The sequence below is a fragment of the Vibrio fortis genome (assembly GCF_000695685.1).
GTDB classification, from domain to species: Bacteria; Pseudomonadota; Gammaproteobacteria; order Enterobacterales; family Vibrionaceae; genus Vibrio; species Vibrio fortis_A.
Map to the genome: position 1 here is coordinate 96,055 of NZ_JFFR01000025.1, position 26,058 is coordinate 122,112.

Consider the following 26,058-nt stretch of genomic DNA (forward strand, 5'->3'; position numbering starts at 1 on the left):
ATTAGCATACCAACCCAATGACATTACGCGGAATAGGGCTTTACCAAGCACTTAAAAAAACGCAAAATGCCCTCGTTGTTCTTATTTATTTTTTATCTTATGACGCATCAATATCCAGATATCATTAACATCTTCAACCGCACCTTTTTCGAGAGCTTTAATACTAAGTTAGAGTTGGGAGAAGATGAGCCGATCTACCTTCCAGCGGATGAGCAAGTTGCTCACCATCGCATCATCTTTGCTCGTGGGTTTTACGCATCAGCTTTACACGAGATTGCTCACTGGTGTGTGGCGGGTCCAGAGCGTCGCTTATTGGAAGATTTTGGCTATTGGTATGAGCCGGATGGTCGCACTGAGGCTGTGCAAGCGGAGTTTGAGAAGGTAGAAATTCGACCTCAAGCATACGAATGGATCTTAGCATTGAGCGCAGGCTTTCCTTTTAACGTTAGCTGTGACAATCTACACGGCGATTTTGAGCCAGATCGTTTGGCCTTTATGCAAAAGGTGCACAACGAAGTCATGGGTATTTTAGAAGTGGGTTTACCACCCCGCGTAAAAATGCTGTCAGAGGCATTGCGAGACTTCTATGACATTGCCCCATTGACGGCGAACCAATTTATTGTGAAATAAGAGAAGACTATGATTATCGAATTTGAAGAAAAGCTACTTGAAGTAATTGATGCTCGTATTGAGAATGCCTCTGATGATGAGCTGTTTGCGGGTGGCTATCTGCGTGGTCATATTTCACTGTCTGTTGCAGCGTGTGAAGAAGAAGGCATCGAAGATATTGCTGAAGTAAAAGTTCGCATCGAAAAGAGCCTAGAAGACGCTCGTGCAGAACTGACTCCAGCAGACCGTACTATTGTTAACGACCTATGGGTTGAACTACAAAACCTCGCTTAACTTCTTCATAAATGGCGCGCTTATTTAGCCCTCCTTGTAGTGCGCCGTTCTTCCTTTCTGCTTGTTCGAAAAATTTGAATGAGTCTGTACAAATCTTGTGATTGTTCCATTTCGTGCTTAGGTTAATCTAATACCACTTACCGAGATAAACGAAAGGACATCATCATGAAAGTTATCGCATTTGGCGCAAGCACCAGCTCTACTTCTATCAATAAAGCTCTAGCAACTTACGCGGCTAACTTGATTGAAGGAGCTGAAGTAAAAATCTTAGACATTAACGATTACCAAGTTCCAATGTTCAGTGAAGATAAAGAAAAAGAGATTGGGCAAGCGGAAGGTGCTCAAGCATTTTTACGCGACTTAGCGGAAGCCGACGCTTTTGTTATCTCTTTCGCTGAGCACAACGGTCATCACCCAGCAGCATTCAAAAACCTATTTGACTGGGCGACACGAATTGAACGCTCGGTGTATGGCGAGAAACCTGCGGTATACCTAGCGACGTCTCCAGGCCCTGGTGGTGCACAGAATGTGCTAGGCGCGGCAACGGGTTCGGCACCTTATTTCGGCGGCAATGTAAAAGCGTCGGTGTCTGTACCAAGCTTCTACGATAACTTCGATTTTGAGGCGGGTTCGATCAGCAATGAAGAGATCGCAGCTCAAATTAAAGATGCGGTAGCCAAACTGTAAGTCATACTTACCAGAAATTAAAAAAGCCCAAGCTTTTAACTAAGCTTGGGCTTTTTGGTTTTACTGATTACGTCCGGCTTGTTTGTCCGCCACCCAACCAGCGGTGAGCGCTTTGCCTTTACGCAGCCTTCTTACCCACATGCGGCTAGGGTGAATCGCTTCCAATACATCAACAGGTAATGGCATTGGGTCGCCACAGATCTGCGATGCTAACACTTCAGCGAGTAACGGTGCTGAGCTTAATCCGCGCGAACCTAAGCCAATAAAGCAGTAGAGGTTAGGGTAGCTGGCTACGGTTTCTATGCTGCTAGCTTGGTCACGCTGCGGGTTAAAGTTTTGCAAGTTTTGATACTGCACTTTAATCGCTTCGAAATTGCCGACATTACCAACAAATGGCAAGTGATCACGGCTAACACTGCGGATGCCTTGGCGTGATAGATTGCCAGTGGTGTCGACATCTTGAGTCCATGCTTGGTCTGGCAGCGAGCCATGTAGGCGCTCACCATTGTGCTTTTGAACTTCAGCATCAAACTCTTGATCGATATTACTCTTGTCGTAGTTTGCCCCAATACAGTGGTGACCATTGTTCGGGTTTTGCGGTGTCATGTAGCCGTCGAAGCAGAGCACGGTTTTAAGCTTGCTCAGATTCTCAGTGGTTGGGATATGACTGACCTGGCCTTTCACCGGAGTCAGTGGAACTGGAGCGGTTTGTTCAAACTGAGTAAACTTGTGTCCATTAGCCACCACCACTTGGCTATGCAGCTTAGTGACTTCGCCTTGCGGGGTATCGATGGTGAGCTTCCATTTCTGGTCAGCATCAAGCCACTCCAGATTGGTTACTTTATGTTGGTAGTGAGCTTGCAGCAAGCCACTTGCTTCAAGTTGAGAGATCAAGCCTTGAGTCAGTTGGCGTGGGCTTAACCATCCACCAAGAGGGAAGTAGACACTGTCTTTATCGACAGGCAGACCAATCTTTTCATTGGCTTGGTCTGGAGACAGACGCTGAATCAAATCCGTATGGAAGTTACCTTCAAGCATACGATTGAGCTTTTTGGTCGAGCCCTCATCCCACATCAAAATATTCACGCCACACCAGTCGTGATCAAACTCTATGGAATCAGACGCTTGCTCAATGAACTGGCGCGCAAACAGTAACCCAGGACCAAATACACGCGACACGTTTGAGCGAGTTTCACTTAGCAGTGGATAGATTGCCCCTTGGTTATTGCCAGATGCATTCTCTGCTGGCTGCGCATGCTCACAATAGAGCGAAACTTGCTTACCGCGGCGGGTGAGCGTTTTGGCCAGTGCTGCGCTCGCCACACCACCACCAATGATGGCAATATCTTCGGTGTCACTATGAGGAGCTAAGCCAAACCAAGGCTTGATGTTGGAGTTATCTTGCTTTTCACTGAGGCGGCCCGCAATCATTTCGCGCTTGGTACCAAAGCCTTTAACCTTTTTCATCTCAAAGCCCGCTTCAATAAGACCGCGGCGAACAAAGCCCGCTGCAGTGAAAGTTGCGCAGCTACAATCTTGCTTAGCCAGTTTAGCCATGCCATTGAACAGGTTCTGGTTCCACATCTCAGGGTTTTTGCTCGGTGCGAAGCCATCGAGGAACCAAGCATCGACTAGCCCCTGCTGTGGGTTAGGGAGAAGTGGCATGCAATCTTTGATATCTCCAAACCACAGGTCGAGCGTGATTTTACCATCGCCTAGCACAATGCGGTGACACTCAGGCAGTGCAATCGGGTAGTGCTCCTGAAGCTGAGTCGCGTACTCAGCAAGCTCCGGCCATGCCTTGTGCGCTTTGATGAGATCGTCTTTATTTAGTGGATACTTCTCAAAACTGATGAAATGTAACTCTTTGGTCACAGCTTGTGGGTTATCTTTGAGAAACGTGTCAAACCACTGCCAGACAGCAAGGAAGTTTAGGCCAGTACCGAAGCCTGTTTCTGCAATTACAAAGCGACGCTGTTCGTGTTCTAGCCAGCGCTCTGGAAGGTGGTTTTGTTTTAAGAACACGTAACGAGTCTCTTCTAAACCGTTCACGTTTGAGAAGTAAACGTCGTCGAATTGGTCGGAAACTGGCGTACCAGACTCGTTCCATTCCAGTTCAGCATTAGTAATTGAAGTCATAAAATCTGTCATTTTGTGATTTGAAGCGATATGTTGGGAGGGATTGTACGAATTTCTAGGAAAGCTGACCACTTTTGTTGGCCTTCTTGGTTATCATCTAGCTGAATTTTGAATTATAGGAATGTCACATGAAACGAGTCGTAATCACCGGTATGGGTATTGTTTCAAGTATCGGTAACAACGTCGAAGAAGTTTTAGCATCATTAAAAGCGGGTAAGTCAGGTATTACCGCTTCAGAGCAGTTCAAGGAACAAGGCCTTCGCTCTCAAGTTTGGGGTAACCTAAAAATGAACCCAGCTGACCATATCGATCGCAAAAAAATGCGCTTTATGGGTGATGCAGCGGCATTTGCATACCTTTCAATGGAGCAAGCAATCGCTGACTCTGGTCTAACAGAAGAGCAAGTATCAAACGATCGCACAGGTATTGTTGCGGGTTCTGGTGGTGCTTCATCTCTAAACCAAGTTAACGCGGTTGATATCCTGCGTGAAAAAGGCGTTAAGCGCGTTGGTCCATACATGGTTCCACGTACAATGGCGTCAACGGTTTCTGCTTGTCTAGCGACTCCTTTCAAAATCCGTGGTGTGAACTACTCAATGAGCTCTGCGTGTGCGACATCTGCACACTGTATTGGTCACGCAATGGAACTTATCCAACTGGGTAAACAAGACGTAGTATTCGCTGGTGGCGGTGAAGAGCTAGATTGGTCTCTGACTATGATGTTCGACGCAATGGGCGCACTATCTACTAAGTACAACGACACTCCAGAACAAGCATCTCGTACTTACGATGCAGACCGTGACGGTTTCGTAATCTCTGGTGGTGGCGGCATGCTAGTTATCGAAGAGCTTGAGCACGCGAAAGCACGTGGCGCGAAAATCTACGGCGAGATCGTAGGCTACGGTGCAACATCTGACGGTTACGACATGGTAGCTCCGTCTGGTGAAGGCGCAGTTCGCTGTATGAAGATGGCAATGCAAAACGTTGAAGGTGTTGATTACGTGAACACTCACGGTACTTCAACGCCAGTTGGTGACGTTAAAGAACTTGGTGCTATCCAAGAAGTCTTCGGCGGCAACAGCCCAGCTATCTCTGCAACTAAAGCGATGACAGGTCACGCTCTAGGTGCTGCTGGTGTACATGAAGCGATTTACTCAACGCTAATGCTGGACAATGGTTTCATTGCGCCAAGCATCAACGTTGCAAACCTAGACGAAGCAGCAGCGGGTCTAGATATCGTAACTGAAGCTCGCGAGCAAGAGCTAACAACAGTAATGTCGAACAGCTTCGGCTTCGGCGGTACTAACGCAACACTAGTGATCAAAAAGTACCAAGACTAAGTCTTTACTTTCATCACCAATAAACAGAATAAGTCTGACGACAGGCGTATAGATTATTAGATTTATAGGTTTCCAGAGCTTGATCAGTACTGGCTTTGGTTAGTCACTGATCGAACAGACGCAGACTCTGTCTCCTGGAGAGCGAGACAGGATCCTTTTGTTCTGGGTATTTGCCCGATTGTTTATTCAATCGGGCATTTTTCTTTTTATAGCGTCCTAAGCGCCACAAGCTAAGGTCGTTTGTCTATTTGCCCTCGACAGCTGCTGTCTAATTTTGCACAATCATTTCAATCCTCATTTTAGGTCGATGGACCGTAACTAAAGTACCCGCGTAATGAAAATCTTAATCGATGAAAATATGCCTTATGCTGAAGATCTATTCAGTCAGCTGGGCGAAGTGATTTTAAAGTCAGGCCGTACCCTAACAGCTGACGATCTTGTAGATGTTGATGCTCTAATGATTCGATCTGTGACTAAAGTGAACGAGTCGCTGATTAGCAAAGCGAATAAATTGAAGTTCGTCGGTACAGCAACCGCAGGTATGGATCATGTTGATCAAGACTTGATGAAAGAGCGTGGGATTTTCTTCACAGCCGCTCCAGGTTGTAACAAAGTCGGTGTGGCTGAATATGTGTTCAGCTCAATGATGGTACTGGCGCAGCAGCAAGGCTTTTCAGTATTCGACAAAACGGTCGGTATTATCGGTTGTGGTCAAGTGGGCAGCTACTTGGCTCGTTGCTTAGAAGGTATCGGCATTAAGGTGCTTTTGAATGATCCTCTAAAACAGCAAGAGGGCGATGCACGTGAGCTCACTGAGCTTGAAACTCTACTTGAGCAAGCGGACATTATCACCACGCACACGCCGATCACCAAAACGGGTGACTACCCAACGTATCATTTGATCAACGAAACGGTACTGAACAACTTCCGTGCTGATCAAATCTTGATTAACGCAGCTCGCGGCCCTGTGGTGGACAACCAAGCGCTGAAGGCTCGCCTACAAAAAGCGGATGGTTTCACCGCGGTATTGGATGTATTTGAATTCGAACCAGAAGTGGACATGGAGTTATTGCCACTGCTTGCCTTCGCAACACCGCATGTTGCTGGTTATGGTTTAGAGGGTAAAGCGCGCGGTACAACCATGATTTTCAACAGCTATTGTGAGTTCTTAGGTAAAGAGCAACGTGCATATGCAAGTGACTTATTGCCGACGGCACCAGTGCCGCAAATGAAATTAGATAGAGCATGGGACGAAGCAACACTGCACAATTTGACTCAGTTGATCTATGATGTGCGCAAAGACGACGCCTTATTCCGTCGCAATATCGCTACGCCAGGTTCTTTTGACCGCATGCGTAAAGAATATTGGGACCGCAGAGAATACAGTGCAGTCGAACTAACGGGTGATGAGACTTGTAACTTAGCACCGTTAGCGAAACTCGGTTTTATGGTAAAGCCAACTTTATAAAAGAGAGAAACAATGAGCCAAGAATTTAATATTGCTGTTTTAGGTGCGACGGGTGCGGTTGGCGAAACCATTATCGAAGTACTAGAAGAGCGTAAATTCCCTGTCGGTGAACTGCACTTACTAGCAAGTGAACGTAGTGAAGGCAAAACCTACCGTTTCAATGGTAAAACGGTAAAAGTGCAGAATGTAGAAGACTTTGACTGGTCTCAAGTACACATCGCATTTTTCTCTGCTGGTGGTGATCTATCTGAGAAGTGGGCTCCGATTGCAGCAGACGAAGGCGTCGTTGTTATCGACAACACCTCTAAGTTCCGTTACGAGTACGATGTTCCTCTGGTTGTTCCTGAAGTGAACCCAGAAGCAATCGCAGAGTTCCGTAACCGTAACATCATTGCAAACCCGAACTGCTCAACTATCCAAATGGTTGTCGCACTAAAACCGATTCACGATGAAGTGGGTCTAGAGCGTATTAACGTTTCTACGTACCAATCGGTTTCTGGTGCAGGTAAGCCGGGTATTGATGAGTTAGCAGGCCAAACAGCGAAGCTGCTGAACGGTATGCCAGCAGAGAACTCAGCGTTCCCTCAACAGATCGCATTCAACTGTATACCACAGATTGATGAGTTCACTGAAAACGGCTACACCCGTGAAGAGATGAAGATGGTTTGGGAAACTCAAAAAATCTTTGCTGACTCTTCAATCACAGTAAACCCAACATGTGTTCGCGTGCCAGTATTCTATGGTCACGCTGAATCTCTACACATTGAAACACGCTCTCCAATCGGTGCTGAGCATGTTGTTCAATTGCTAGAGAACACAGAAGGTGTTGAAGTGTTCCACGGTGCAGAGTTCCCAACTCAGGTTCGTGATGCGGGCGGTAAAGATCATGTAATGGTTGGTCGTATCCGCGGTGATATCAGTCACCATAGTGGCGTTAATATGTGGGTGGTTGCTGACAACGTTCGTAAAGGCGCAGCGACTAACGCAGTGCAAATCGGTGAAGTATTGATTCGCGATTACTTCTAATCGCCACCCTCACTGTTTATTGAAGCCTCACTCATTAGTGGGGCTTTTTTAATCAATCAAAAATACATCTTCACAAATTGTGTGAAATTGCTGCGAATATTGTCGTCGCAACACATTTTTTGTTTTCATCCCTATAGTTTTGCTCCTGTTATCCGATATATTTAGTAGATCGTTATTTTTCCGAATTTAAGCACCTAACTGAGCCTTTTATGTTTCAAATTTTCAAGCAGTGGTGGATGCCTTTAGCGTTTGTTATTGCGACTCAGATTTCCGTAGTTCGTGCAGATACTATTCGAGTGGTTGGCCCCGATGGACAGATAAAATCCTCGCCAACATTCTCAGAGCCAGTTCGCGCTCAATCACTCAATCAAGCGAGTGAGCCTTCTCGATTTTATGGACCAACCAATGGCAACGAAACCTTGTGGTCTATTGCGTCTCGACTGCGCCCTGATAACTCAGTTTCAGTGCAACAAACGCTTTTGGCGATCTACCGATTAAACCCTCAGGCTTTTGAAAATCAAAACATCCACAGTTTAGAGCCATCGAGTTACCTGCGTGTACCATCTCTAGAGCAGGCTCGTGCAAGCTCAACGCAGCAAGCGATCCGAATTATGGACTCGCACCAAGCTAAGCTGAACGCGCCATCTAGCCAGCCAGTCGCTCCTACTAAACCAGAAGTAGTAAAACCTGCGACACCAAAACCTGCTCCAGTCGTAAAACCAGAAACGGTTGAACCTAAGGTAACGGCTGAGACCAAACCTGCAGCGCCATCAAAGCCGATGATGTCGCCTCAAGAAAATGAAGTGAATCAACTTGAGAAGCAGCTGGAGATGTCAGAGTCTGAGCTGTTGTCTCTTGAAGAGAAAAACCATCAGCTACGTCTGATGCTGTCCAATGTTCAGTCTGAAGTAGAGGTACTCAAAACGGAGCTGAGCGATGAAGACCGTATTCGCAATGAAGTAGAAAAACTGCTTGAAGAAGAGCGTCAGAAGAACGCTGAAATGGAAAAAATGGCACCTAGCACCATGGACCAACTGCTGTCTAACGGTTGGCTTGTTGCTGCATTGGCCATTATTCCGGGTCTTTTAATCGGTCTGATCATTGTTCTACTGCTAGGCAGAAAGTCTAAACAAGACGAGCCTCAACAAGCTGCGCAAGAAACCAATAACTTACCGGAGCAAAACAACGTTGTTCCAATGCCGCTCGACGAAGAGATGGCGGATCTTGATACAGAGCTTTCTCTGGATGATGAGTTGTTCGGTGCTGATGATGACACTGAGAAGCTGTTTGATGATGAAGGCAGCAGTGAGCAGGAAGATGTCTTTGCTGGACTGGACGATGCTGATCTTGACTTCAACCTTGACGGCGAAGATGACGACCCATTTGCCGGTATCGGTGATGACGGCGATCTAGATGGTAGCTTTGAAGATATCGATCTAGACAGCAGTGATCTTGATAGCAATAACGGCATTAGTGTTAACGGTGAAGAAAAAGCGCTTGGTCTAGAAGAGATGGAACGTGCCCTCGACGAAACAGTAGAGAGTGCACTTGATTCTGATGAAGGTGACTTTGACCTTTCAGATGATAACCCAATGTCTGCCGATGATATTGAAGCTCTATTGTCACAAGATGCCCAAACTGAAGATCTCGGCTCAAACGAGCTGGATCAGTCGATGCTGGACGACCTGTTTGCATCTAGCGATGATGATGACGATAGCTTCGACCTCGATACCTTGATGTCAGAAGACGATAGCTCTACGACGCCGGGTGTGAGTGATGACTTTGACATCGATGCGCTTATTTCAGAACAGCAGCCGTCTGCGGATGAGTCGTCGGCTTCTACTGATACGCCTGACTTAGGTGACGAATTTGATATTGATGCTCTTATCTCAGAGCAACAATCGCCAGCTGAGCCTGCAAGCAACGATGATATTGACGATATTTTCGCTCAAGTTGCGGAGCAGTCGCCAGCGGATACTGAAAATGAGTTTAACCTTGATGAGCAAGCAGACCTGACGTCTCAGTTCTCAAGTGAGCTCGCTTCTGATGATGACATCGAGAATATCCTTTCTCAATTTGATCAGCCTGTGCCTGAAGAGGAAGGATTGATTGCAGACGATCTACTTTCCAATGACCCAGAGCTGGCTTCTAACGAAAGTACTGACTTACTCGATGAACTGCTTGATGGTGACGATGTAGACCTTAGCAATTCAACCGATCTTCTTGATGACATGCTAGGAGATGATGATGAGACTGGCGAACAGGAACATCTAGACCTAGACCCGCTTGCTGAACTTGAAGAGTTGTCGGGTTTATCTGAAGAAAATGAAGATGATTTCAAGTTAGATGAAAGCAGTACAGATCTGCTCGATGACTTCTTGGATGACGATGATACTCCGTTGTCACTTGACGATGATGAGACACTCGATGAGCTTCTGGGTAACGACTTATCTGAGTCATCACTGCCAGAACCTGAGACGCAAGAAGAGTCAGAATCTCTCGACCCGTTCGATGATCTGCTAACTAGTGGCATTGATGATCTAGAGCCTGAACAAGACACCCAGCCTGAAGAGCCAAGCTTTGAGCAATCACTCTCTTCAGCACTTGAAGAGACGCCTGAATCACCAGAAGCGAGCTTAGATGAACTTGATCCATTTGAAACGGCAGAAGCTTCTGAACCGGAAGAAGATGGTGAACAAGAAGTTGCCGAAGAGTTAGAACCTGAAGCACTAGAAGCGGAAAGTCCTGTTGATGATATTGAAGTAACAGATGAGCCGACAGCTCCGGTTGAGGAAGAAAGCAAAGATTTCAACCGTAACGACTTTATTGATGACATGTTCGACATTGCACCTCAAGCAGATGCACTGTTTGATGAACATACTCAACAAGAAGATTCTATTGCGACTGATGATTCGACGCTAGAAGCGACATCAGAGACTCAAGCTACTGATCAAGAAGCGTCCGAACCTGATCTAGAAGCATTTGATCAACCAACGCCATCTGCGGATTTGGAAGAGAGTGTAGAAGAACTACTGTCTCAACCAGAGCCGGAAGTTCAGCCGACCCTGAATGATCTGGAAGATGTACTGGCCGCGGATTTAGAACAAGAGACATCACAGCAGTTCACAGAAGAACAATCGGTAGAAGATTCGACAGAGCTTGAGGATGATTGGCTTTCTGCTGCAATCGACGATGTTGAGTCGCCGCAAGAGGTGGAGTCGGATTTTGACTTCGCGCCGAAAATTGAAGCTAGCGAGCCTCAGCTGGATATGGAAGGCTCCTTGCCCCCCCCCCCCCCCCCCCCCCCCCCCCCCCCCCCCCCCCCCCCCCCCCCCCCCCCCCCCCCCCCCCCCCCCCCCCCCCCCCCCCCCCCCCCCCCCCCCCCCCCTGATGCGAGTTCCGAGCCTTTAATGGCAGAGCCGCAGGCTGATGAAACACCAGCTCAAGAAGAGCCTGAACTCGAAACAGAAGCGCCAATTCAAGAGCCTGTAACTCAAGAAGCGCAAGCTCCAGAGCAAGCAACTGAGGAAGAGTTCTCGTTCGACGATCCCCCCCCCCCCCCCCCCCCCCCCCCCCCCCCCCCCCCCCCCCCCCCCCCCCCCCCCCCCCCCCCCCCCCCCCCCCCCCCCCCCCCCCCAACAGTTGAGGAAGAGTTCTCGTTTGATGATCTCGAACTGCCAGAGTTTGACGAAGACGATGCGCTAGATGCTGTGCAAGGTGAACCGCAACTAGAATCAGAATCGCCTGTTCAAGAGACAGTCGATCAAGAGCCTTCAGTTCAAGAGCCTTTAGCTCAGGAAGAGTCGGCTCAAGAAGATTTGACTTCAGAAGTTCCAACACAAGAACGAGCAGTTGAAGACGAATTCTCGTTCGATGATTTAGAGTTACCAGACTTTGAAGAAGAAGACGCTTTAGCTGAGATTTTAAGTGGTGAAGATGATGCTCAACTCGAGCAGGACCTTGCCATTGATGATGGCGCGCTACAGCTTGAAGAGAGTGAACTGCCAGAATACGACGAAGAGAGTGCAAAAGCAGATGCGGTGTTGGATGACATCGAACTGCAGCAATCTGAGCCAGTTCCTCTTGAGCCGGGTGCGGAGCTTGATGAAAGTAAGCTACCTGAGTATGGGGAAGATGAAGCGCTTAGCGATGCGTTCTCTGAAATTGGTGAGCCACTTAATACATACGGCGCGCAAGCGGAAGAGCAAGATGCATTGCATGACCTTTTCTCTGGCGCGAATAGTTTTGCAAATGATGAGATTACGCCGCATCAGCCTGAAACAGAACAACCATCATCACCAGTTACTCAAGATGAACCATTAGAGGGTTTTGACGAGTTCGACGAATCAGCATTAGCTGAGTTGTTATCTGAGGATGTACAAGATTCGGTTGACTCTATGTTCGACCAGCCAATGGACAACACCGCTATCGATAGCGCAGGTCTTGATATTGATGCAATGTTGGAAGTGGGTGGCGAAGATTGGAAAGGTTTCAGCTTAGAGCCTGAACAGCAATCGAGCCTATCTCATGATATGCCAGATGATCAGCAAGAGATTTGGGAATCGGCTAAGTATCAACCAGAGCCTCAAATCAAAGAAGAGAACTGGGGGGCGCAAGACCAACTGCTCGAAGCAACGGCTGAAAAAGAGCAACAGTTCATGACTATTGATGAACTGATGGCTCAGGTTGAGCAAGAAGACGGTGAGATGGTGAACCCTGATGAGGAAGAGCTCAAGCTAGATGTTGGCCTGAACGAGTTCCCAGATGTGATCGGCGATATCGGTAATTATGATGTCGATAGCAATGCTGAAGCTGCGGGTAAGCTAGACCTCGCTAAGATCTACATTGAGATGAGCGATCCGCAAGGTGCGATTAAGTTGTTAGAAGAGGCCATTGTTGATGGTTCAGATGAAATTCGTCGAGAAGCTAAAAACTTAATTGATACGTTAAACGGACGCTAAGCCAAGAAAATGAGAAGAGAGCCAGATACGCGGCTCTCTTTTTTTATCGGTAGTTTTCCGTCAAGCGATTTGGGATACGCTCCTTTTACGTATATACTTCGAGCCCCATTTTCAAAGAGAACAAAAACATGAAAATTGCTTTAGGTATTGAATATGACGGTACCCACTATTTTGGTTGGCAACGCCAACGTGACGTAAAGAGTGTCCAAGAATCTTTGGAAAAGGCGCTTTCGGTTGTCGCAAACCACCCAGTTGAAGTGCAATGTGCAGGTCGAACAGACGCAGGCGTACACGGTACAGGGCAGGTCGTTCACTTTGAAACCAATGTAAACCGTAAAATGGTGGCATGGACAATGGGTGCTAATGCAAACATGCCCAAAGATATTGCGGTTCGTTGGGCTAAAGAGGTACCTGAAGATTTTCACGCTCGTTTCTCTGCAACAGCGCGTCGCTACCGCTACGTGATATTCAATCATGCACTTCGCCCGGGAATCTTGAATTCAGGCGTGAGCCACTACCACGGTGAGCTTGATGAAAAGAAAATGCATGAAGCAGGGCAGTACTTACTGGGCGAAAATGATTTCACTTCATTCCGTGCAACGCATTGTCAGTCCCATAGCCCTTGGCGCAATCTAATCCACCTGAACGTTACTCGCCATGGACACTATATTGTCATCGATATTAAAGCCAATGCATTTGTGCATCACATGGTGCGTAATATCACGGGCAGCTTGATTGCTGTCGGTAAAGGTGAGCAAAAGCCGGAATGGATTAAGTGGCTGCTTGAAGCTAAAGATAGAAAGCTAGCTGGTGCTACTGCTAAGGCTGAAGGTCTCTACTTGATTGATGTGGATTACCCCGCACACTTTGAGCTTCCAAGAGAGCCAATCGGCCCGCTGTTTTTACCTGATAATTTGAACTAAATGTGGGACTTAGGTTCAAAAAATATTGCGAAATCGTGCGTAAAATAGCTCATGAAAATAGGTACAACCAGTTTTTTATCTACACTTGCTGTTTTATGTGCTTTAATCTCCTCGCATAATTCCCAAATTTATTTCTTTCGCAATTAGGCGGAAGAATCGAAAGAAAAGGTCTTCCATGAGTTGGCTTGAAAAGATTTTAGAAAAAAGCAACATCGTAACTTCTCGTAAAGCGTCTATCCCTGAGGGTGTTTGGACTAAATGTACTTCTTGTGAGCAGGTTCTTTACCATGCTGAACTAGAGCGTAACCTAGAAGTATGTCCGAAATGTGACCATCACATGCGTATGAAAGCGCGTCGTCGTTTAGAAACTTTCTTAGATGAAGGTGAGCGCGTCGAGCTAGGTTCTGAATTAGAACCACAAGATAAGCTAAAATTCAAAGATTCAAAGCGCTATAAAGAGCGTATCTCTTCTGCTCAAAAGGGCAGTGGTGAAACAGACGCACTTGTTGCAATGAAAGGTGAGCTTCTAGGTCTACCTATCGTTGCTTGTGCGTTTGAATTCTCATTCATGGGCGGATCAATGGGTTCGGTTGTGGGTGCTCGTTTCGTTCGTGCGGTTGACGCAGCTATCGAGAACAACTGCGGTCTAGTTTGTTTCTCTGCTAGTGGCGGTGCTCGTATGCAAGAAGCACTGATGTCTCTTATGCAGATGGCAAAAACCAGTGCTGCTCTAGAGCGTCTTTCTGCGAAAGGCCTACCATTTATCTCTGTAATGACAGACCCAACAATGGGTGGTGTTTCAGCAAGTCTAGCGATGCTAGGTGACGTGAACATCGGTGAGCCGAAAGCACTTATTGGTTTTGCTGGTCGTCGTGTTATCGAACAGACTGTACGTGAAGACCTACCTGAAGGTTTCCAACGCAGTGAGTTCCTACTAGAGCATGGTGCTATCGATATGATCGTTGATCGTCGTGATATGCGTCAGCGCGTAGGTAGCCTAATCGCGAAAATGACTAACCAGCCTTCACCATTAGTAGTTTCTGTGAACGATTCACCGAATGAAGCTACTTATGAAGTACCAGAAGCGCCAGAAAAAGGGTAAAGTACCATCTAACAAACCTACTTACATATGGTTATGAGTTAGATGAGTCAACAACCTATTCCTCAAGCCACATCCTCTCTCGAGATGTGGCTTGATTATTTAACAAACATTCACACCAGTGCGATCGACCTCGGATTAGACCGTGTTCAAGCTGTCGCACAGAAATCCAATCTTACTAAACCTGCTAAGCATGTGATCACCGTTGCTGGGACGAACGGCAAAGGCTCAACATGTGCTTTGATGGAAGCGATTCTTCTTGATGCTGGCTACTCAGTTGGCGTATACAGCTCTCCACACCTGATTCGTTATAACGAGCGTGTTCGTATTAATGGCCAAGACCTTTCTGATCAACAACTGGTCGACTCTTTCGATTTCATTGAGAAAGAACGTGGCGAAATTAGCTTAAGCTTTTTCGAGTACGGTACTTTAGCTGCGCTGCGTGCCTTCCAAGTTGAAAACGTTGATGTGGTACTTTTAGAAGTGGGTCTCGGCGGGCGTCTTGATGCGACCAATGTCGTTGACCATGACGTTTCTGTTATTACCAGTTTAGCGGTCGATCATGTTGACTGGCTAGGCGACGATATTAACGTGATTGGTTTTGAGAAAGCCGGTATCTACCGTAGTGGTAAACCTGCAATCTGTGGCCAACCTAAGCCGCCAGCAACCGTCGCAGCGCACGCAGACGATATTCGAGCTGAGTTCTACCAAGTTGGCATTCAATACACATATGAAGTGACGGTTGATACTTGGAACTGGCACAGCGGTGCATTCCAGCTAGAACAGCTGCCAATTCCAAGCTTGCCACTACCGAATGCTGCAACAGCATTGATGGCACTTGGCACCTCAGAACTCGACATCAGCGATGTTAACGTTGTAAATGGTCTCAAGAACGCACAACTTCCTGGTCGCATGCAGAAGATCAGTGATAAGCCAACAATCGTCTTAGATGTGGCACATAACCCACATTCTGCTGAATATTTTGTTAAGCAAGTTGGTCAACAGTATGCAGGTAAAACACTGCATGTGGTGGTAGCTATGCTGCACGACAAAGACATTCCAGCCACGCTAGGTGTACTTGCCCCAATTGCTCAGCATTGGTATCCAGCGTCACTGCAAGGCCCAAGAGCGGCGAAAGCTGCAGAGTTGTGTGAAAGCTTACCAAGTGGAACAACAGAGTACTCATCGCCTGTAGAGGCATTTGAGGCAGCTTTATCTACTGTAAGCGAAGACGAAGTGATTCTTGTTGTGGGTTCATTCCATACAGTGGGTGAAGTACTGGAGCACTGGCAAACAAAAGGAAACTAAATGGCAAGTAAATTCCAAAGCCGCTTAGTGGGCACCATTATTTTGGTGGCCGTGGGCGTTATTGTTCTTCCGGATGTACTGGATGGCAAAAAGCTTCACTACAAAGAGGAGTTTGCAAGCATTCCAATTAAACCTGAACTTGAAGGTGACGTTGAAGTGTTTGAGGTGCTTGAGCCTGTCGAAGATGAAATTGCGCTTCCTGATTCTCCAGTAGAAGCGATTGTACAAGAGTCGTCACAGCCAGAAACAGTCACAGCCAGCAAAGAGAACAAAGTCGATGATAATGTCGAGATTGCTATCAAGCCGGTGACTGAGAAGAATGAGTATCAAGATAGCGCGTGGATCATCCAATTAATGGCATTGAAAAATGCAGACAACGCTAAGAACGTTGTGAAGGATCTGCAAAAGCGTGGTTATCAAGCTCATACCAAGCAAGAAAAAACATTTACGCGAGTAATAATTGGCCCAGATATCTCAAAATCCAAACTTGAGCGTCAAATTAAGGAATTAGAAAAAATTACTGGTTCAAAAGGCCAATTGCTCAAATTTAAACCGTTAAATCCATAAGAAAACGTTTGCGTCAGCATTTTTTCTGTTAAAATGCGCGCCAACTTAAGATGAAGAATTCATGAATTGGTTAGATTTTGTCATTTTAGGGGTGATCGGCTTTTCAGCTTTGATCAGTTTAGTTCGTGGTTTTGCTAAGGAAGCATTGTCACTCGTTATTTGGTTTGGTGCGTTTTTTATCGCCAGCCAGTATTACGCCAAATTGGCGGTTTACTTTACAAATATCGAAGATGACATGTTTCGAAATGGCGCCGCGATAGCAGCATTGTTTGTTTCGACTCTGGTTGTCGGTGCGTTAATCAATTACGTGATTGGGCAACTAGTACAGAAAACGGGCTTGTCTGGTACAGATAGAATCCTGGGTATCGTCTTTGGCGGTTTACGAGGTGTTCTGATTGTGTCAGCTGTGCTGTTTTTTATGGATGCGTTTACTGCATTCCCAAGTTCTGAGTGGTGGAAGAACTCGCAGTTGGTTCCTGAATTCAGTCGAATCATTGCACCGTTCTTCGAGCATTTACAAGCAACATCAAGTTTCTTATCTGGCGCGCTTTAGCGCCAGTTAATGTCGAAAATCGAGGATTAGGACATGTGTGGTATTGTTGGAATCGTGGGTTCAACACCTGTAAACCAGTCAATTTATGACGCTTTAACGGTATTGCAGCATCGTGGCCAAGATGCCGCTGGTATTTGTACCATAGAAAGCAATCGTTTTCGTCTGCGTAAGGCGAACGGTTTAGTTAAAGATGTTTTCGAAGCTAAACACATGCAACGCCTCCAAGGTGATGTTGGTATCGGTCACGTTCGTTACCCAACTGCAGGTAGCTCTAGCGCTTCTGAAGCTCAACCTTTCTACGTAAACTCGCCATTTGGCATTACCCTAGCTCACAACGGCAACCTAACGAACGCAAACGAAGTTCGTGAGAAGCTGTTTGAAAAAGACCGTCGTCACGTAAACACAACATCAGATTCTGAAGTACTGCTAAACGTACTGGCTCACGAGATCGATACTGTGAAAGGTAACGTGACGTCTGATGACGTATTCCGCGCAGTGGCTAATGTACACCGAACCATTCGTGGCGCTTACGCAGTGACAGCAATGATCATCGGCCACGGTATGATTGCGTTCCGCGATCCAAACGGTATTCGCCCACTGTGTCTCGGTAAGCGTGAAGTTAACGGTCGCACTGAGTACATGGTTGCTTCTGAGTCGGTAGCGCTTGATGCGGTTGGTTTCGACTTTGTGCGTGACGTTGCGCCGGGCGAGGCTATCTACGCTACGTTTGAAGGCGAGCTGTTTACTAAGCAGTGTGCTGACAATCCAAAACTGAATCCTTGTATTTTCGAATTCGTTTATTTTGCACGTCCAGACTCTTTCATCGACAAGATCTCTGTCTACAGCGCACGCGTTGAGATGGGTGAAGCACTAGGTCGTCGTATCAAGGACGAATACTCAGACCTTGATATCGACGTGGTTATCCCAATCCCTGAAACATCGAATGACATTGCTCTACGCATTGCTCAGGCGATCGATAAGCCATACCGCCAAGGCTTCGTGAAGAACCGTTACGTTGGTCGTACTTTCATCATGCCGGGTCAACAACAGCGTAAGAAGTCTGTTCGTCGTAAACTTAATGCGATTCGCTCTGAGTTCAAAGGCAAGAACGTACTGCTAGTCGATGACTCTATTGTTCGTGGTACAACATCTGAACAGATCATTGAGATGGCTCGAGATTCAGGCGCCAATAAAGTTTACATGGTTTCAGCTGCACCAGAAGTTCGTTTCCCGAATGTTTACGGCATCGATATGCCAAGTGCAAACGAGTTGATTGCTCATGGTCGTGACAATCAAACTATCTGTGACCAAATCGGTGCAGACGCGCTTATCTTCCAAAAACTGGATGATTTGATTGAAGCGGTAGGTCAAGGCAACCAAGATATTACTCAGTTTGATACTTCGGTATTCAACGGTGAGTACGTTACAGGTGACATCGACCAGAAGTACCTAGATTTCCTAGATGCACTGCGTAACGATGATTCAAAGATTCAGCGTGAGATTCAGCAGGATTTAGCAAACCTCGAACTACACAACGAAGGTGCGTAAGCTTTATTCATAGTTTTGTAGGTGAATCTATAGCTTTCTCAGCAAACCAAATACTAAAAACCAGAGCACGAGCTCTGGTTTTTTTATGGGGTAAGCAGAAGGTCATGCTTAGTGAATGTGGTACGCGATCACAAAATCGATAAATAGGCGCACTTTTTCTGGTAGGTGATCTTTGTGATTGTAGAGCATGTAAATGTCTCTCGGGTTAGCACTCCAATCATCTAACACTCGTACTAAACTGCCATCTTCAATGTACTCGCGGATCATAACATCCGGCATTAGAGTGATGCCTAAGCCTCCTGAACATGCCTGTCTTACCACGTTTAACGCGTTAGCATTAAAGCGGCCTTTCTCGGTGTTCACAACACTCTCGTCGTTGGAGTTGCTTAATTGCCATTTGATTAAAGGATAGCCTTTGAGAAGCGAGTGGTTAGCCAGCTCTTCTGCATGGGTAGGGGCTGGGTTTTTCGCTAAATAATCAGGACTTGCAACGAGTATGTCCTTAACTTCGCTGATCTTACGAGCAATAAGGCTAGAGTCTCGCTGCGGGCCAACACGGAAGATAACGTCCCATTCGGTCGGGTCGAGTTGGTCAGCTTGGTTGTTCATCATCAGCTCAATGTTGATATCTGGGTATTCGCTCATGAAGTCACTGAACATCGGCATCATCATACGCTTGGTCAGGTTTGATGGTGCAGAAATACGGATTTTACCTGATGCGCCCTTGCAGACATCAGTCAGTTCTTCGGCAGTCGATGCCAAACGTTGTAGTAATGGTGAGCACTCATTGAAAAAACGCTCGCCAGCCTCTGTCAATGAAAGTTTACGCGCATGTCTGTTGAGAAGTCTCAGGTTTAGAGAGTCTTCCAAAGCTTGAATACGTCGTGTGATCGTCGCAACCGGAATCATAGTTTTGCGTGATGTTGCGGTGTAGCTCCCATTTTCGACGACTAATCGAAACAGGTTTAAATCATCTAATTTCATAAATCCAGACACATTTGTTTACAAACTCACTTAATTTATACGTAACACTGAGAACAAAGTTTGCGTCACGTCAACTTGTTGCACTATTTACAAGTATTCCAATCCCTGATGGCAATTACCAGTAAAGTTGGTAAATTTGTGTATTCACCATTTTATTACTAAGTTTGATAAAGAGTTCTTAGAACAGATAACAATAATAATTCGACTTTGTTTTGTGAGGTTAATGAGTATGTATAAAACTCACAGTCAGCCCGTTACGACCTCGGCACAGGAAGCGCTCAACCAAAAATGCATTATGTTGGTTGATGATGACCCCATTTTTCGCCGCATAACGTCAGCATACTTGGATGCTGTCGGGTACCGTGTGGTTGAAGCTGAAAACGGCTTAGACGCACTTCAAAAATTACGCGACGCAGCACCCGATCTCATCGTGTGTGATCTCTCTATGCCGATACTCGATGGTATCGAGCTTGTAGAAGAGTTAAGTCTTGAATATCCATCACTGCCTATGATTGTGGTTTCTGCGACTGATGAAATGTCAGACGTTGCTAAAGCACTGCGCTTTGGGATTAAAGATTTCTTACCTAAGCCGCTGGAAGATCCAAACCACTTGGGTAGTGCCATAGAAAATACCCTGAAAGACTCCTTTGATAATATGAATAATCAAAGGGATTTTTCGAGCCAATGGTTCAGTGTCGATGACGGCGGTGAGATACCCGAAGACCAAGAGCTGCATTGGCACCTGAATTATCTACAGAATAACCCGAGCGCTGCACGAGATTTGCTGCATGCGTTGTTACCGGATAAAGACACCAGCCAAGGCACTTGGCGCAGCAGCTATCGTCTGTTGCAGTCAACAGAGATGATGCCCTTGGTGTTTGATTATGCTTGGTTGATGAATGGGCAGTTTGCGTTTTATCTTGTGGATTCTTCATCGTCATCTGAGGGTGGGGCGGCCACAACCTTGTTAGTGCGAGCTTTGTTCCACGATTACGTTAGAAATCTGCAAAGTTTCAGTGCTGATCTGAAAGATATGGCGGAGATCTTGGAGAAGGGCATTCAATGTTCACAGTGCGCGACTCCGGTGAATGCGCTGTTTGGTGTCGCTAACCTAGCAGAGGGGACGATTTCGATTTTGCCAGCAGGATTGGATGGGCAATGGTCAAACGGCCTTATCAATCAACATATTGCCGCAGGGCAGAGGTTGGGCGACAACTGCAAGAAGAATTTCATTACCGATAGGTTGCCGATAGAGACAGGTTGTCAGCTCTCTTTGAGCCTTTTAGGTTCAGCCAGTTTTAGCCTCGATTTGCATCAAGGCGGCGGAGATTAACCCTACAGTTGCTTGGTATTTGTAGATGTTTTATTAAGGTATAGTTGCAAAATTGTGTGGCTATACCTTTTTTGTTGAGTGTCATTTAGCAAAAATTATCTGGGTCTAGCGTTAATTTTGTAAGAAAGAAGTAATCATGGCAGATAATCAAGATTTTAAAGACCCGTTTAATGTATTCTACTTTTTAGGATTTTTATTAACGTTTGCAGCGATTCCGCTACTACCAGCAACCCTAACGCTTTACCGCGTTTTCAATGGTTACGCGACATTTTAAAGACTTCTGGAGGTCACAATTAGCATCAAAGTTCTTAGCCTGAACCTCGCTGGTGGCCTCTGCATCATCCTCGCTTTTTTAGGCATCGTTTTACCTCTACTGCCAACAACCCCTTTTTTGCTGCTAGCAAGTGCTTGTTTTATGCGTAGTAGCCCGCGTCTGCATCGTTGGATGCATCAACACCCAACACTTGGCCCTCTGCTCACCAACTGGTATGAACATGGTGCGGTAACTAAACGCGTTAAAAGTCGTGGTGTGTTATTTATTCTTCTTAGCTTTTCACTCTCTATCTACTTTGCACCTATTGTATGGGTAAAAGTGTTCTTAATTGTCGTACTTGCTATTCTTCTCACATGGTTTATTCGCCTTCCGACCCATGAGTTAGTTGCTGACAGCAAAGAAAATCACTAACATTAAGCCAGTGTGCCTGCTGACTTATAGCGGGCGTTTATTTTTTCAGCATCAGAGTTATGACTCTGATTGCAATGAAAACCAACCAAGCCTTTCTCAAGCAAAATTAGTAACGACGATGGCGTTGATTGATGTTGGGAAAGCGGCCTAATGAAGTGCATCACTATTATGAACACAGAAAAAATCGCTCTGATCAAATCAAGCATCAAAAGCATTCCTGATTACCCAAAAGCGGGCATTCTATTTCGTGACGTAACCAGCCTTATGGAAGACCCGGCTGCGTACAAAGCGACGATCGAACTGCTAGTGGATACCTACAAAGATATGGGCTTCACTAAAGTAGTTGGTACGGAAGCTCGCGGTTTCCTATTTGGTGCGCCATTAGCGCTTGAGCTGGGTGTTGGTTTTGTTCCTGTTCGTAAGCCAGGCAAGCTACCACGCCAAACTGTGGCACAGTCGTATGAGCTTGAGTACGGTACGGATACGCTTGAGATCCACACTGACGCGATCTCTGAAGGCGATAAAGTGTTGATGGTCGATGACCTATTGGCAACAGGTGGTACTATTGAAGCAACAACTAAACTGATTCGTCAGCTTGGTGGTGTTGTAGACCACGCAGCCTTTGTTATTAATCTTCCTGAAATTGGCGGTGACAAGCGCTTAGAAGGTCTAGGCCTTGAAGTGTTCAGCATCTGCGAATTTGACGGTCATTAATCCTTTCGGAATTATTCATGAGCTATCTAGCGTTAGCGCGAAAATGGCGACCAACGAAGTTTAAAGAAGTCGTTGGTCAAGCCCATGTTTTAACAGCTTTAGAGAATGCACTTAGCCAAAACAGGCTGCACCATGCATACCTGTTTAGCGGTACTCGAGGTGTCGGCAAAACGACCATCGGCCGCTTGTTTGCTAAGGGGCTAAACTGTGAAACAGGCATTACCTCTACACCTTGTGGTGAGTGTGCAACCTGTAAAGAGATCGACGAAGGTCGCTTTGTTGATCTCCTAGAAATCGATGCTGCGTCTCGAACCAAAGTTGAAGACACACGTGAGCTATTGGACAACGTTCAATACAAGCCTGCTCGTGGTCGCTTTAAGGTTTACCTTATCGATGAAGTTCACATGCTCTCTAGGCACAGTTTCAATGCTCTTCTAAAAACCTTAGAAGAGCCGCCTGAGTACGTGAAATTCTTATTGGCAACAACGGATCCTCAGAAGCTGCCTGTGACAATTTTGTCTCGCTGCCTGCAGTTCCATTTGAAGCCTATCAGCGTTGATAACATCCACGAGCAGCTTGATCACATTCTTGAAGAAGAGAAGGTGACGACTGAGTCTCGCGCTCTGGGAATGATAGCGCACGCTGCTGATGGCAGTATGCGTGATGCGTTGAGCTTAACCGATCAAGCGATTGCATTGGGCAACGGCAATGTAGCAACTGACATTGTTTCCCATATGCTGGGTACGCTAGATACTGATCAAGCGATTCACCTGCTTGAGGCTATCAGCAGTAAGCAGCCACAAACCGCGATGGCGTGCATTCAAGCACTAGCTGAGAACGGTGTTGAATGGGATGGCTTACTGAATCAGTTGGCGACTCAACTGCATCGATTAGCTATGTATCAGGCTCTACCAGCTTCGTTAGATAAAGCTCAGCCAGACGCTGAAAAGATAGAACTTCTTGCACAAGCACTCAGCCCGCAAGATGTGCAGCTCTATTATCAGATCGTGCTTAAAGGGCGCGAAGACCTGCCTCTTTCACCAACGGCTCGCGTTGGTATCGAGATGGTTGTTCTGAGAATGTTGGCATTCCGCCCTGCTGCAGAGATATCGTCAAGCGCTATCTCGACTGAGCCTGCGGAGTCGAAAGCGACAAGTGCTCCCAAAGCAGCACCAACACAAGCTACGCAACCTGCTAACCCGGCGCAGCCTATGAATCAGGCTCAGCCAATGGCAACACCTCAACAGCAGGCGCCAACAGGGCAGCCAATGCCAAGATCTATGCCACCGCAAGGTTACGGCCAACCGAGCGCACCACAATACTCAGAGCCTCAAGGGTATCCTGACTCTGGTTATATGGGGGGCCCACAGGATATGCCTCCGGCGTATGATGATCATGGGCAGTATGGCGCTCCTGCTGCGCCAATGAGCCAGCAACCTGCAACACCTGCTCCAAGCCAACCCGTGGCACAAAGTCAGCCTGCGCCGGCTTCTGAGCGTCCTACATCACCTGTTAGCGGGTTACGTCACCAGTTACGTTCTCAACGTAAAGGTGCAACACCAGACGCAAGAGGCAGTGCACCAAAAAAGGCTAAAGCGACACCAGCTAAAACTTCAGTTCTCGACCGAGTTGCTCAGCAACACGGTGGTTCTGAGCGGGTGTCGCCAACTTCTCTCCCTGCAGCATCGAAACAAAATGTAACCGATGATAATGAACCTTATCGTTGGAAACCGTCTAAACCTGTAGTGAAAGAGGTCTCAAAAGAGCTAACACCTACTCAGATAAGACGCGCGTTAGAGCACGTTAAAACACCTGAGATGACTGAAAAGCTGTTGCATGAGTCGATCGCTCAAGATGAATGGTCGGCAACCATACAAAAGCTTGAAACGGCGAAACTTGTCGAGCAGTTGGCACTGAATTCCGTGTTCAGTAAAAACGGCACTTCAATTAGTCTAATGCTACGACCAACACAAGCACACTTGAATACCGACAAAGCGCAGAGTGAATTACTGCAATCACTGAATGCTGTACTAGGTGAAGAGTGCCATTTAAGTGTTGAGATCGGCGAATCAGGCGAAACGCCACTAGAATTACGTGAGAGGCTGTATCAAGGTAAGTTGAAAGATGCTTTCACTAGCCTTGAGAATGATGCCAATGTTCAGTTCATTGAAAAGCGCTTTGCCGCTGAGCTGGACAGAGACAGTGTTCGTCCAATTTAGTCACCGCGAATGTGATAATGGACAGTATGTCCTTCGTCACATTAACAGTATCGTAGGGTTGAATCAGAACAGTTCAGCCCCCATTAAGTCAGTTATTGCTTAATGTATTTTATAACCAATTAGACCAGAGAGATTATCATGTTTGGTAAAGGTGGTATGGGCAACCTAATGAAGCAAGCCCAGCAAATGCAAGATCGCATGCAAAAGCTTCAAGAAGAAATCGCAAATATGGAAGTAACCGGTGAATCTGGTGCTGGCCTAGTAAAAGTAACGATCACTGGTAGCCACAGTGTACGTCGCGTTGATATCGATGAAAGCCTAATGGAAGACGATAAAGAGATGCTTGAAGATCTTATCGCTGCGGCATTCAACGATGCAGCTCGTCGTGTTGAAGAGACTCAAAAAGAGAAAATGGCTGGCGTAACTGGTGGTATGCAACTTCCACCAGGTATGAAGATGCCTTTCTAATTCGTTTTTCTCAATGATGCGCTAAGTGCATCGTGAATTAAAAACTGAAATGGTTAAATAATGCGTACCAGTCATATGCTGGAGCATTTGATGGAGGCCTTACGTTGTCTACCTGGGGTTGGCCCCAAGTCGGCGCAGCGTATGGCCTTTCATTTGTTACAGCGCGATAGAAAAGGCGGCCTGCAATTGGCTGAGGCGCTTGGTCAAGCGATGACGGAAATTGGCCACTGTAGTGAGTGTCGTACTTTTACAGAAGAAGATGTTTGTCATATTTGTACCAACCCTAAACGTCAGGAAAATGGTCAAATATGTGTGGTTGAAAGCCCTGCAGACATCGCAGCAATCGAGGCGACAGGTCAGTACTCTGGTCGTTACTTCGTTTTGATGGGGCACCTATCACCGCTTGATGGCATTGGTCCTAGCGATATCGGTCTCGATGTTTTGGATTACCGTTTGCGCCGTGGCGATATTGCAGAAGTGATTCTTGCAACCAACCCAACTGTGGAAGGCGAAGCAACAGCCCACTATATTGCTGAGTTATGTAGCGCTCATGAAGTGAACGCTAGCCGAATAGCTCATGGTGTTCCCGTTGGTGGCGAGTTAGAGTTGGTGGATGGCACCACGCTGTCTCACTCACTACTAGGTCGACACAAAATCTAATCTAAGCCGCTTGCTCTCTTATCTAGAAAGTCAGCGGCTTTTTTGTTCATGAGCTAACAATTTTATTGAGACAGAGGCTATGTGATGGCTTCGAGTTCAGTGATATTGTCGAGCGCTTCTTGGTTCGTTTTGCCGCAAATGATTGGACACGCCTTAAATTGGTGACACACTTTTGGGCGTTCCGGTTGTCCGAATAGTTTGCATAGATTCTGTTCATTGAGCTGAATACAGCGAACGCCAGCAGGCTTGCCATTTGGCATACCAGGAATAGCAGATGTAATACTTGGTGCAATACAGCAGGCACCACAACCTAGACGACATTCCATCAATTTATACTCAGTCAAAACAGGGTGCGCGATAGTAGCAAAAATTATCGCTTCTGGCAGCTTTTGTCTGTGATTAATCCCTGAACACTTTTTATCCTTGAACTTTTTGTGGGCTAGCGGTATAACACGCACCCCAGTAAAAGAGTA

23 protein-coding genes are annotated in these 26,058 nt (G+C 46.5%); 20 read left to right on the forward strand and 3 right to left on the reverse strand.

Annotated elements, in window-relative coordinates; genetic code table 11:
- The first annotated feature begins 99 nt into the window (after nt 1-99).
- From VFDL14_RS08685 to VFDL14_RS08675, 3 genes are all read left to right on the forward strand, one after another.
- A complete protein-coding gene (locus tag VFDL14_RS08685; RefSeq protein WP_032552215.1) occupies nt 100-630 on the forward strand; it encodes an elongation factor P hydroxylase in 531 nt (176 codons plus the stop codon).
- A 9-nt stretch (nt 631-639) separates the two neighbouring features.
- Entirely contained in the window at nt 640-903 is a 264-nt protein-coding gene (locus tag VFDL14_RS08680; RefSeq protein ID WP_032551895.1) for a YfcL family protein, read from the forward strand.
- Nucleotides 904-1,068: 165 nt separating this feature from the next.
- A complete protein-coding gene (locus VFDL14_RS08675) occupies nt 1,069-1,590 on the forward strand; it encodes an NADPH-dependent FMN reductase (RefSeq protein ID WP_032551896.1) in 522 nt (173 codons plus the stop codon).
- A gap of 60 nt (nt 1,591-1,650) precedes the next feature.
- On the opposite strand, the gene mnmC is transcribed toward VFDL14_RS08675, so the two are convergent.
- The gene (mnmC, locus tag VFDL14_RS08670; protein ID WP_032551897.1) at nt 1,651-3,801 is read right to left on the reverse strand and encodes a bifunctional tRNA (5-methylaminomethyl-2-thiouridine)(34)-methyltransferase MnmD/FAD-dependent 5-carboxymethylaminomethyl-2-thiouridine(34) oxidoreductase MnmC; all 2,151 of its coding nucleotides are present in this window, start codon (nt 3,799-3,801) and stop codon (nt 1,651-1,653) included.
- 56 nt (nt 3,802-3,857) lie between these two features.
- Here mnmC and fabB point away from each other — a divergent pair, with 56 nt between their 5' ends.
- The 10 genes from fabB (at nt 3,858) to purF (ending at nt 18,522) form a co-directional block, all read left to right on the forward strand.
- A complete protein-coding gene (fabB, locus tag VFDL14_RS08665) occupies nt 3,858-5,069 on the forward strand; it encodes a beta-ketoacyl-ACP synthase I (RefSeq protein WP_032551898.1) in 1,212 nt (403 codons plus the stop codon).
- Between the two features lie 334 nt (nt 5,070-5,403).
- Nucleotides 5,404-6,537 carry a 4-phosphoerythronate dehydrogenase gene (locus VFDL14_RS08660; RefSeq protein WP_032551899.1) on the forward strand — a complete coding sequence of 378 codons (1,134 nt, stop codon included), beginning with the start codon at nt 5,404-5,406 and terminating at the stop codon, nt 6,535-6,537.
- Between the two features lie 12 nt (nt 6,538-6,549).
- Nucleotides 6,550-7,563, forward strand: coding sequence for an aspartate-semialdehyde dehydrogenase (locus tag VFDL14_RS08655; protein ID WP_032551900.1), 1,014 nt, complete (start codon nt 6,550-6,552; stop codon nt 7,561-7,563).
- A gap of 209 nt (nt 7,564-7,772) precedes the next feature.
- Nucleotides 7,773-12,524, forward strand: a complete 4,752-nt coding sequence (locus VFDL14_RS08650) for a FimV/HubP family polar landmark protein (protein WP_032551901.1) — start codon at nt 7,773-7,775, stop codon at nt 12,522-12,524.
- A gap of 128 nt (nt 12,525-12,652) precedes the next feature.
- Nucleotides 12,653-13,447, forward strand: coding sequence for a tRNA pseudouridine(38-40) synthase TruA (truA, locus tag VFDL14_RS08645; protein WP_032551902.1), 795 nt, complete (start codon nt 12,653-12,655; stop codon nt 13,445-13,447).
- 175 nt (nt 13,448-13,622) lie between these two features.
- Entirely contained in the window at nt 13,623-14,549 is a 927-nt protein-coding gene (gene accD, locus VFDL14_RS08640; RefSeq protein WP_032551903.1) for an acetyl-CoA carboxylase, carboxyltransferase subunit beta, read from the forward strand.
- 42 nt (nt 14,550-14,591) lie between these two features.
- The gene (folC, locus tag VFDL14_RS08635) at nt 14,592-15,854 is read left to right on the forward strand and encodes a bifunctional tetrahydrofolate synthase/dihydrofolate synthase (protein ID WP_032551904.1); all 1,263 of its coding nucleotides are present in this window, start codon (nt 14,592-14,594) and stop codon (nt 15,852-15,854) included.
- Nucleotides 15,855-16,421, forward strand: coding sequence for an SPOR domain-containing protein (locus tag VFDL14_RS08630; RefSeq protein ID WP_032551905.1), 567 nt, complete (start codon nt 15,855-15,857; stop codon nt 16,419-16,421).
- Between the two features lie 61 nt (nt 16,422-16,482).
- Nucleotides 16,483-16,974, forward strand: coding sequence for a CvpA family protein (locus tag VFDL14_RS08625; RefSeq protein ID WP_032551906.1), 492 nt, complete (start codon nt 16,483-16,485; stop codon nt 16,972-16,974).
- A 33-nt stretch (nt 16,975-17,007) separates the two neighbouring features.
- Nucleotides 17,008-18,522 (forward strand): amidophosphoribosyltransferase, encoded by a 1,515-nt coding sequence (gene purF / locus VFDL14_RS08620; RefSeq protein ID WP_032551907.1) that lies wholly within the window; start codon nt 17,008-17,010, stop codon nt 18,520-18,522.
- A gap of 108 nt (nt 18,523-18,630) precedes the next feature.
- On the opposite strand, the gene VFDL14_RS08615 is transcribed toward purF, so the two are convergent.
- A complete protein-coding gene (locus VFDL14_RS08615) occupies nt 18,631-19,506 on the reverse strand; it encodes a LysR family transcriptional regulator (protein ID WP_032551908.1) in 876 nt (291 codons plus the stop codon).
- Nucleotides 19,507-19,735: 229 nt separating this feature from the next.
- Here VFDL14_RS08615 and VFDL14_RS08610 point away from each other — a divergent pair, with 229 nt between their 5' ends.
- From VFDL14_RS08610 to recR, 7 genes are all read left to right on the forward strand, one after another.
- Nucleotides 19,736-20,839, forward strand: coding sequence for a response regulator (locus VFDL14_RS08610; RefSeq protein WP_032551909.1), 1,104 nt, complete (start codon nt 19,736-19,738; stop codon nt 20,837-20,839).
- Between the two features lie 136 nt (nt 20,840-20,975).
- Nucleotides 20,976-21,113 (forward strand): hypothetical protein, encoded by a 138-nt coding sequence (locus VFDL14_RS24705; protein ID WP_032551910.1) that lies wholly within the window; start codon nt 20,976-20,978, stop codon nt 21,111-21,113.
- A gap of 6 nt (nt 21,114-21,119) precedes the next feature.
- Nucleotides 21,120-21,524, forward strand: coding sequence for a YbaN family protein (locus tag VFDL14_RS08600; RefSeq protein WP_050487439.1), 405 nt, complete (start codon nt 21,120-21,122; stop codon nt 21,522-21,524).
- A 168-nt stretch (nt 21,525-21,692) separates the two neighbouring features.
- Nucleotides 21,693-22,238, forward strand: a complete 546-nt coding sequence (gene apt / locus VFDL14_RS08595; protein WP_032552216.1) for an adenine phosphoribosyltransferase — start codon at nt 21,693-21,695, stop codon at nt 22,236-22,238.
- 17 nt (nt 22,239-22,255) lie between these two features.
- On the forward strand, nt 22,256-24,457 hold the full coding sequence (gene dnaX, locus VFDL14_RS08590) for a DNA polymerase III subunit gamma/tau (protein WP_032551913.1): 2,202 nt from the start codon (nt 22,256-22,258) through the stop codon (nt 24,455-24,457).
- A gap of 138 nt (nt 24,458-24,595) precedes the next feature.
- The gene (locus tag VFDL14_RS08585) at nt 24,596-24,925 is read left to right on the forward strand and encodes a YbaB/EbfC family nucleoid-associated protein (protein WP_004748326.1); all 330 of its coding nucleotides are present in this window, start codon (nt 24,596-24,598) and stop codon (nt 24,923-24,925) included.
- A 60-nt stretch (nt 24,926-24,985) separates the two neighbouring features.
- Complete coding sequence (gene recR / locus VFDL14_RS08580) at nt 24,986-25,585, forward strand: recombination mediator RecR (protein WP_032551914.1); 600 nt, start codon at nt 24,986-24,988, stop codon at nt 25,583-25,585.
- Nucleotides 25,586-25,662: 77 nt separating this feature from the next.
- Here the strand turns inward: recR and VFDL14_RS08575 are convergent, their stop codons facing one another.
- Nucleotides 25,663-25,911 carry a YkgJ family cysteine cluster protein gene (locus VFDL14_RS08575; RefSeq protein WP_032551915.1) on the reverse strand — a complete coding sequence of 83 codons (249 nt, stop codon included), beginning with the start codon at nt 25,909-25,911 and terminating at the stop codon, nt 25,663-25,665.
- Between the last annotated feature and the right edge of the window lie 147 nt (nt 25,912-26,058).

What these genes read in the sequence shown, in the direction of transcription:
- VFDL14_RS08685 (WP_032552215.1), top strand. Translation starts at nt 100, where the DNA reads ATGACGCATCAATATCCAGATATCATTAACATCTTCAACCGCACCTTT.
- VFDL14_RS08680 (WP_032551895.1), top strand. Translation starts at nt 640, where the DNA reads ATGATTATCGAATTTGAAGAAAAGCTACTTGAAGTAATTGATGCTCGT.
- VFDL14_RS08675 (WP_032551896.1), top strand. Translation starts at nt 1,069, where the DNA reads ATGAAAGTTATCGCATTTGGCGCAAGCACCAGCTCTACTTCTATCAAT.
- fabB (WP_032551898.1), top strand. Translation starts at nt 3,858, where the DNA reads ATGAAACGAGTCGTAATCACCGGTATGGGTATTGTTTCAAGTATCGGT.
- VFDL14_RS08660 (WP_032551899.1), top strand. Translation starts at nt 5,404, where the DNA reads ATGAAAATCTTAATCGATGAAAATATGCCTTATGCTGAAGATCTATTC.
- VFDL14_RS08655 (WP_032551900.1), top strand. Translation starts at nt 6,550, where the DNA reads ATGAGCCAAGAATTTAATATTGCTGTTTTAGGTGCGACGGGTGCGGTT.
- VFDL14_RS08650 (WP_032551901.1), top strand. Translation starts at nt 7,773, where the DNA reads ATGTTTCAAATTTTCAAGCAGTGGTGGATGCCTTTAGCGTTTGTTATT.
- truA (WP_032551902.1), top strand. Translation starts at nt 12,653, where the DNA reads ATGAAAATTGCTTTAGGTATTGAATATGACGGTACCCACTATTTTGGT.
- accD (WP_032551903.1), top strand. Translation starts at nt 13,623, where the DNA reads ATGAGTTGGCTTGAAAAGATTTTAGAAAAAAGCAACATCGTAACTTCT.
- folC (WP_032551904.1), top strand. Translation starts at nt 14,592, where the DNA reads ATGAGTCAACAACCTATTCCTCAAGCCACATCCTCTCTCGAGATGTGG.
- VFDL14_RS08630 (WP_032551905.1), top strand. Translation starts at nt 15,855, where the DNA reads ATGGCAAGTAAATTCCAAAGCCGCTTAGTGGGCACCATTATTTTGGTG.
- VFDL14_RS08625 (WP_032551906.1), top strand. Translation starts at nt 16,483, where the DNA reads ATGAATTGGTTAGATTTTGTCATTTTAGGGGTGATCGGCTTTTCAGCT.
- purF (WP_032551907.1), top strand. Translation starts at nt 17,008, where the DNA reads ATGTGTGGTATTGTTGGAATCGTGGGTTCAACACCTGTAAACCAGTCA.
- VFDL14_RS08615 (WP_032551908.1), bottom strand. Translation starts at nt 19,506, where the DNA reads ATGAAATTAGATGATTTAAACCTGTTTCGATTAGTCGTCGAAAATGGG.
- VFDL14_RS08610 (WP_032551909.1), top strand. Translation starts at nt 19,736, where the DNA reads ATGTATAAAACTCACAGTCAGCCCGTTACGACCTCGGCACAGGAAGCG.
- VFDL14_RS24705 (WP_032551910.1), top strand. Translation starts at nt 20,976, where the DNA reads ATGGCAGATAATCAAGATTTTAAAGACCCGTTTAATGTATTCTACTTT.
- apt (WP_032552216.1), top strand. Translation starts at nt 21,693, where the DNA reads ATGAACACAGAAAAAATCGCTCTGATCAAATCAAGCATCAAAAGCATT.
- dnaX (WP_032551913.1), top strand. Translation starts at nt 22,256, where the DNA reads ATGAGCTATCTAGCGTTAGCGCGAAAATGGCGACCAACGAAGTTTAAA.
- VFDL14_RS08585 (WP_004748326.1), top strand. Translation starts at nt 24,596, where the DNA reads ATGTTTGGTAAAGGTGGTATGGGCAACCTAATGAAGCAAGCCCAGCAA.
- recR (WP_032551914.1), top strand. Translation starts at nt 24,986, where the DNA reads ATGCGTACCAGTCATATGCTGGAGCATTTGATGGAGGCCTTACGTTGT.
- VFDL14_RS08575 (WP_032551915.1), bottom strand. Translation starts at nt 25,911, where the DNA reads ATGGAATGTCGTCTAGGTTGTGGTGCCTGCTGTATTGCACCAAGTATT.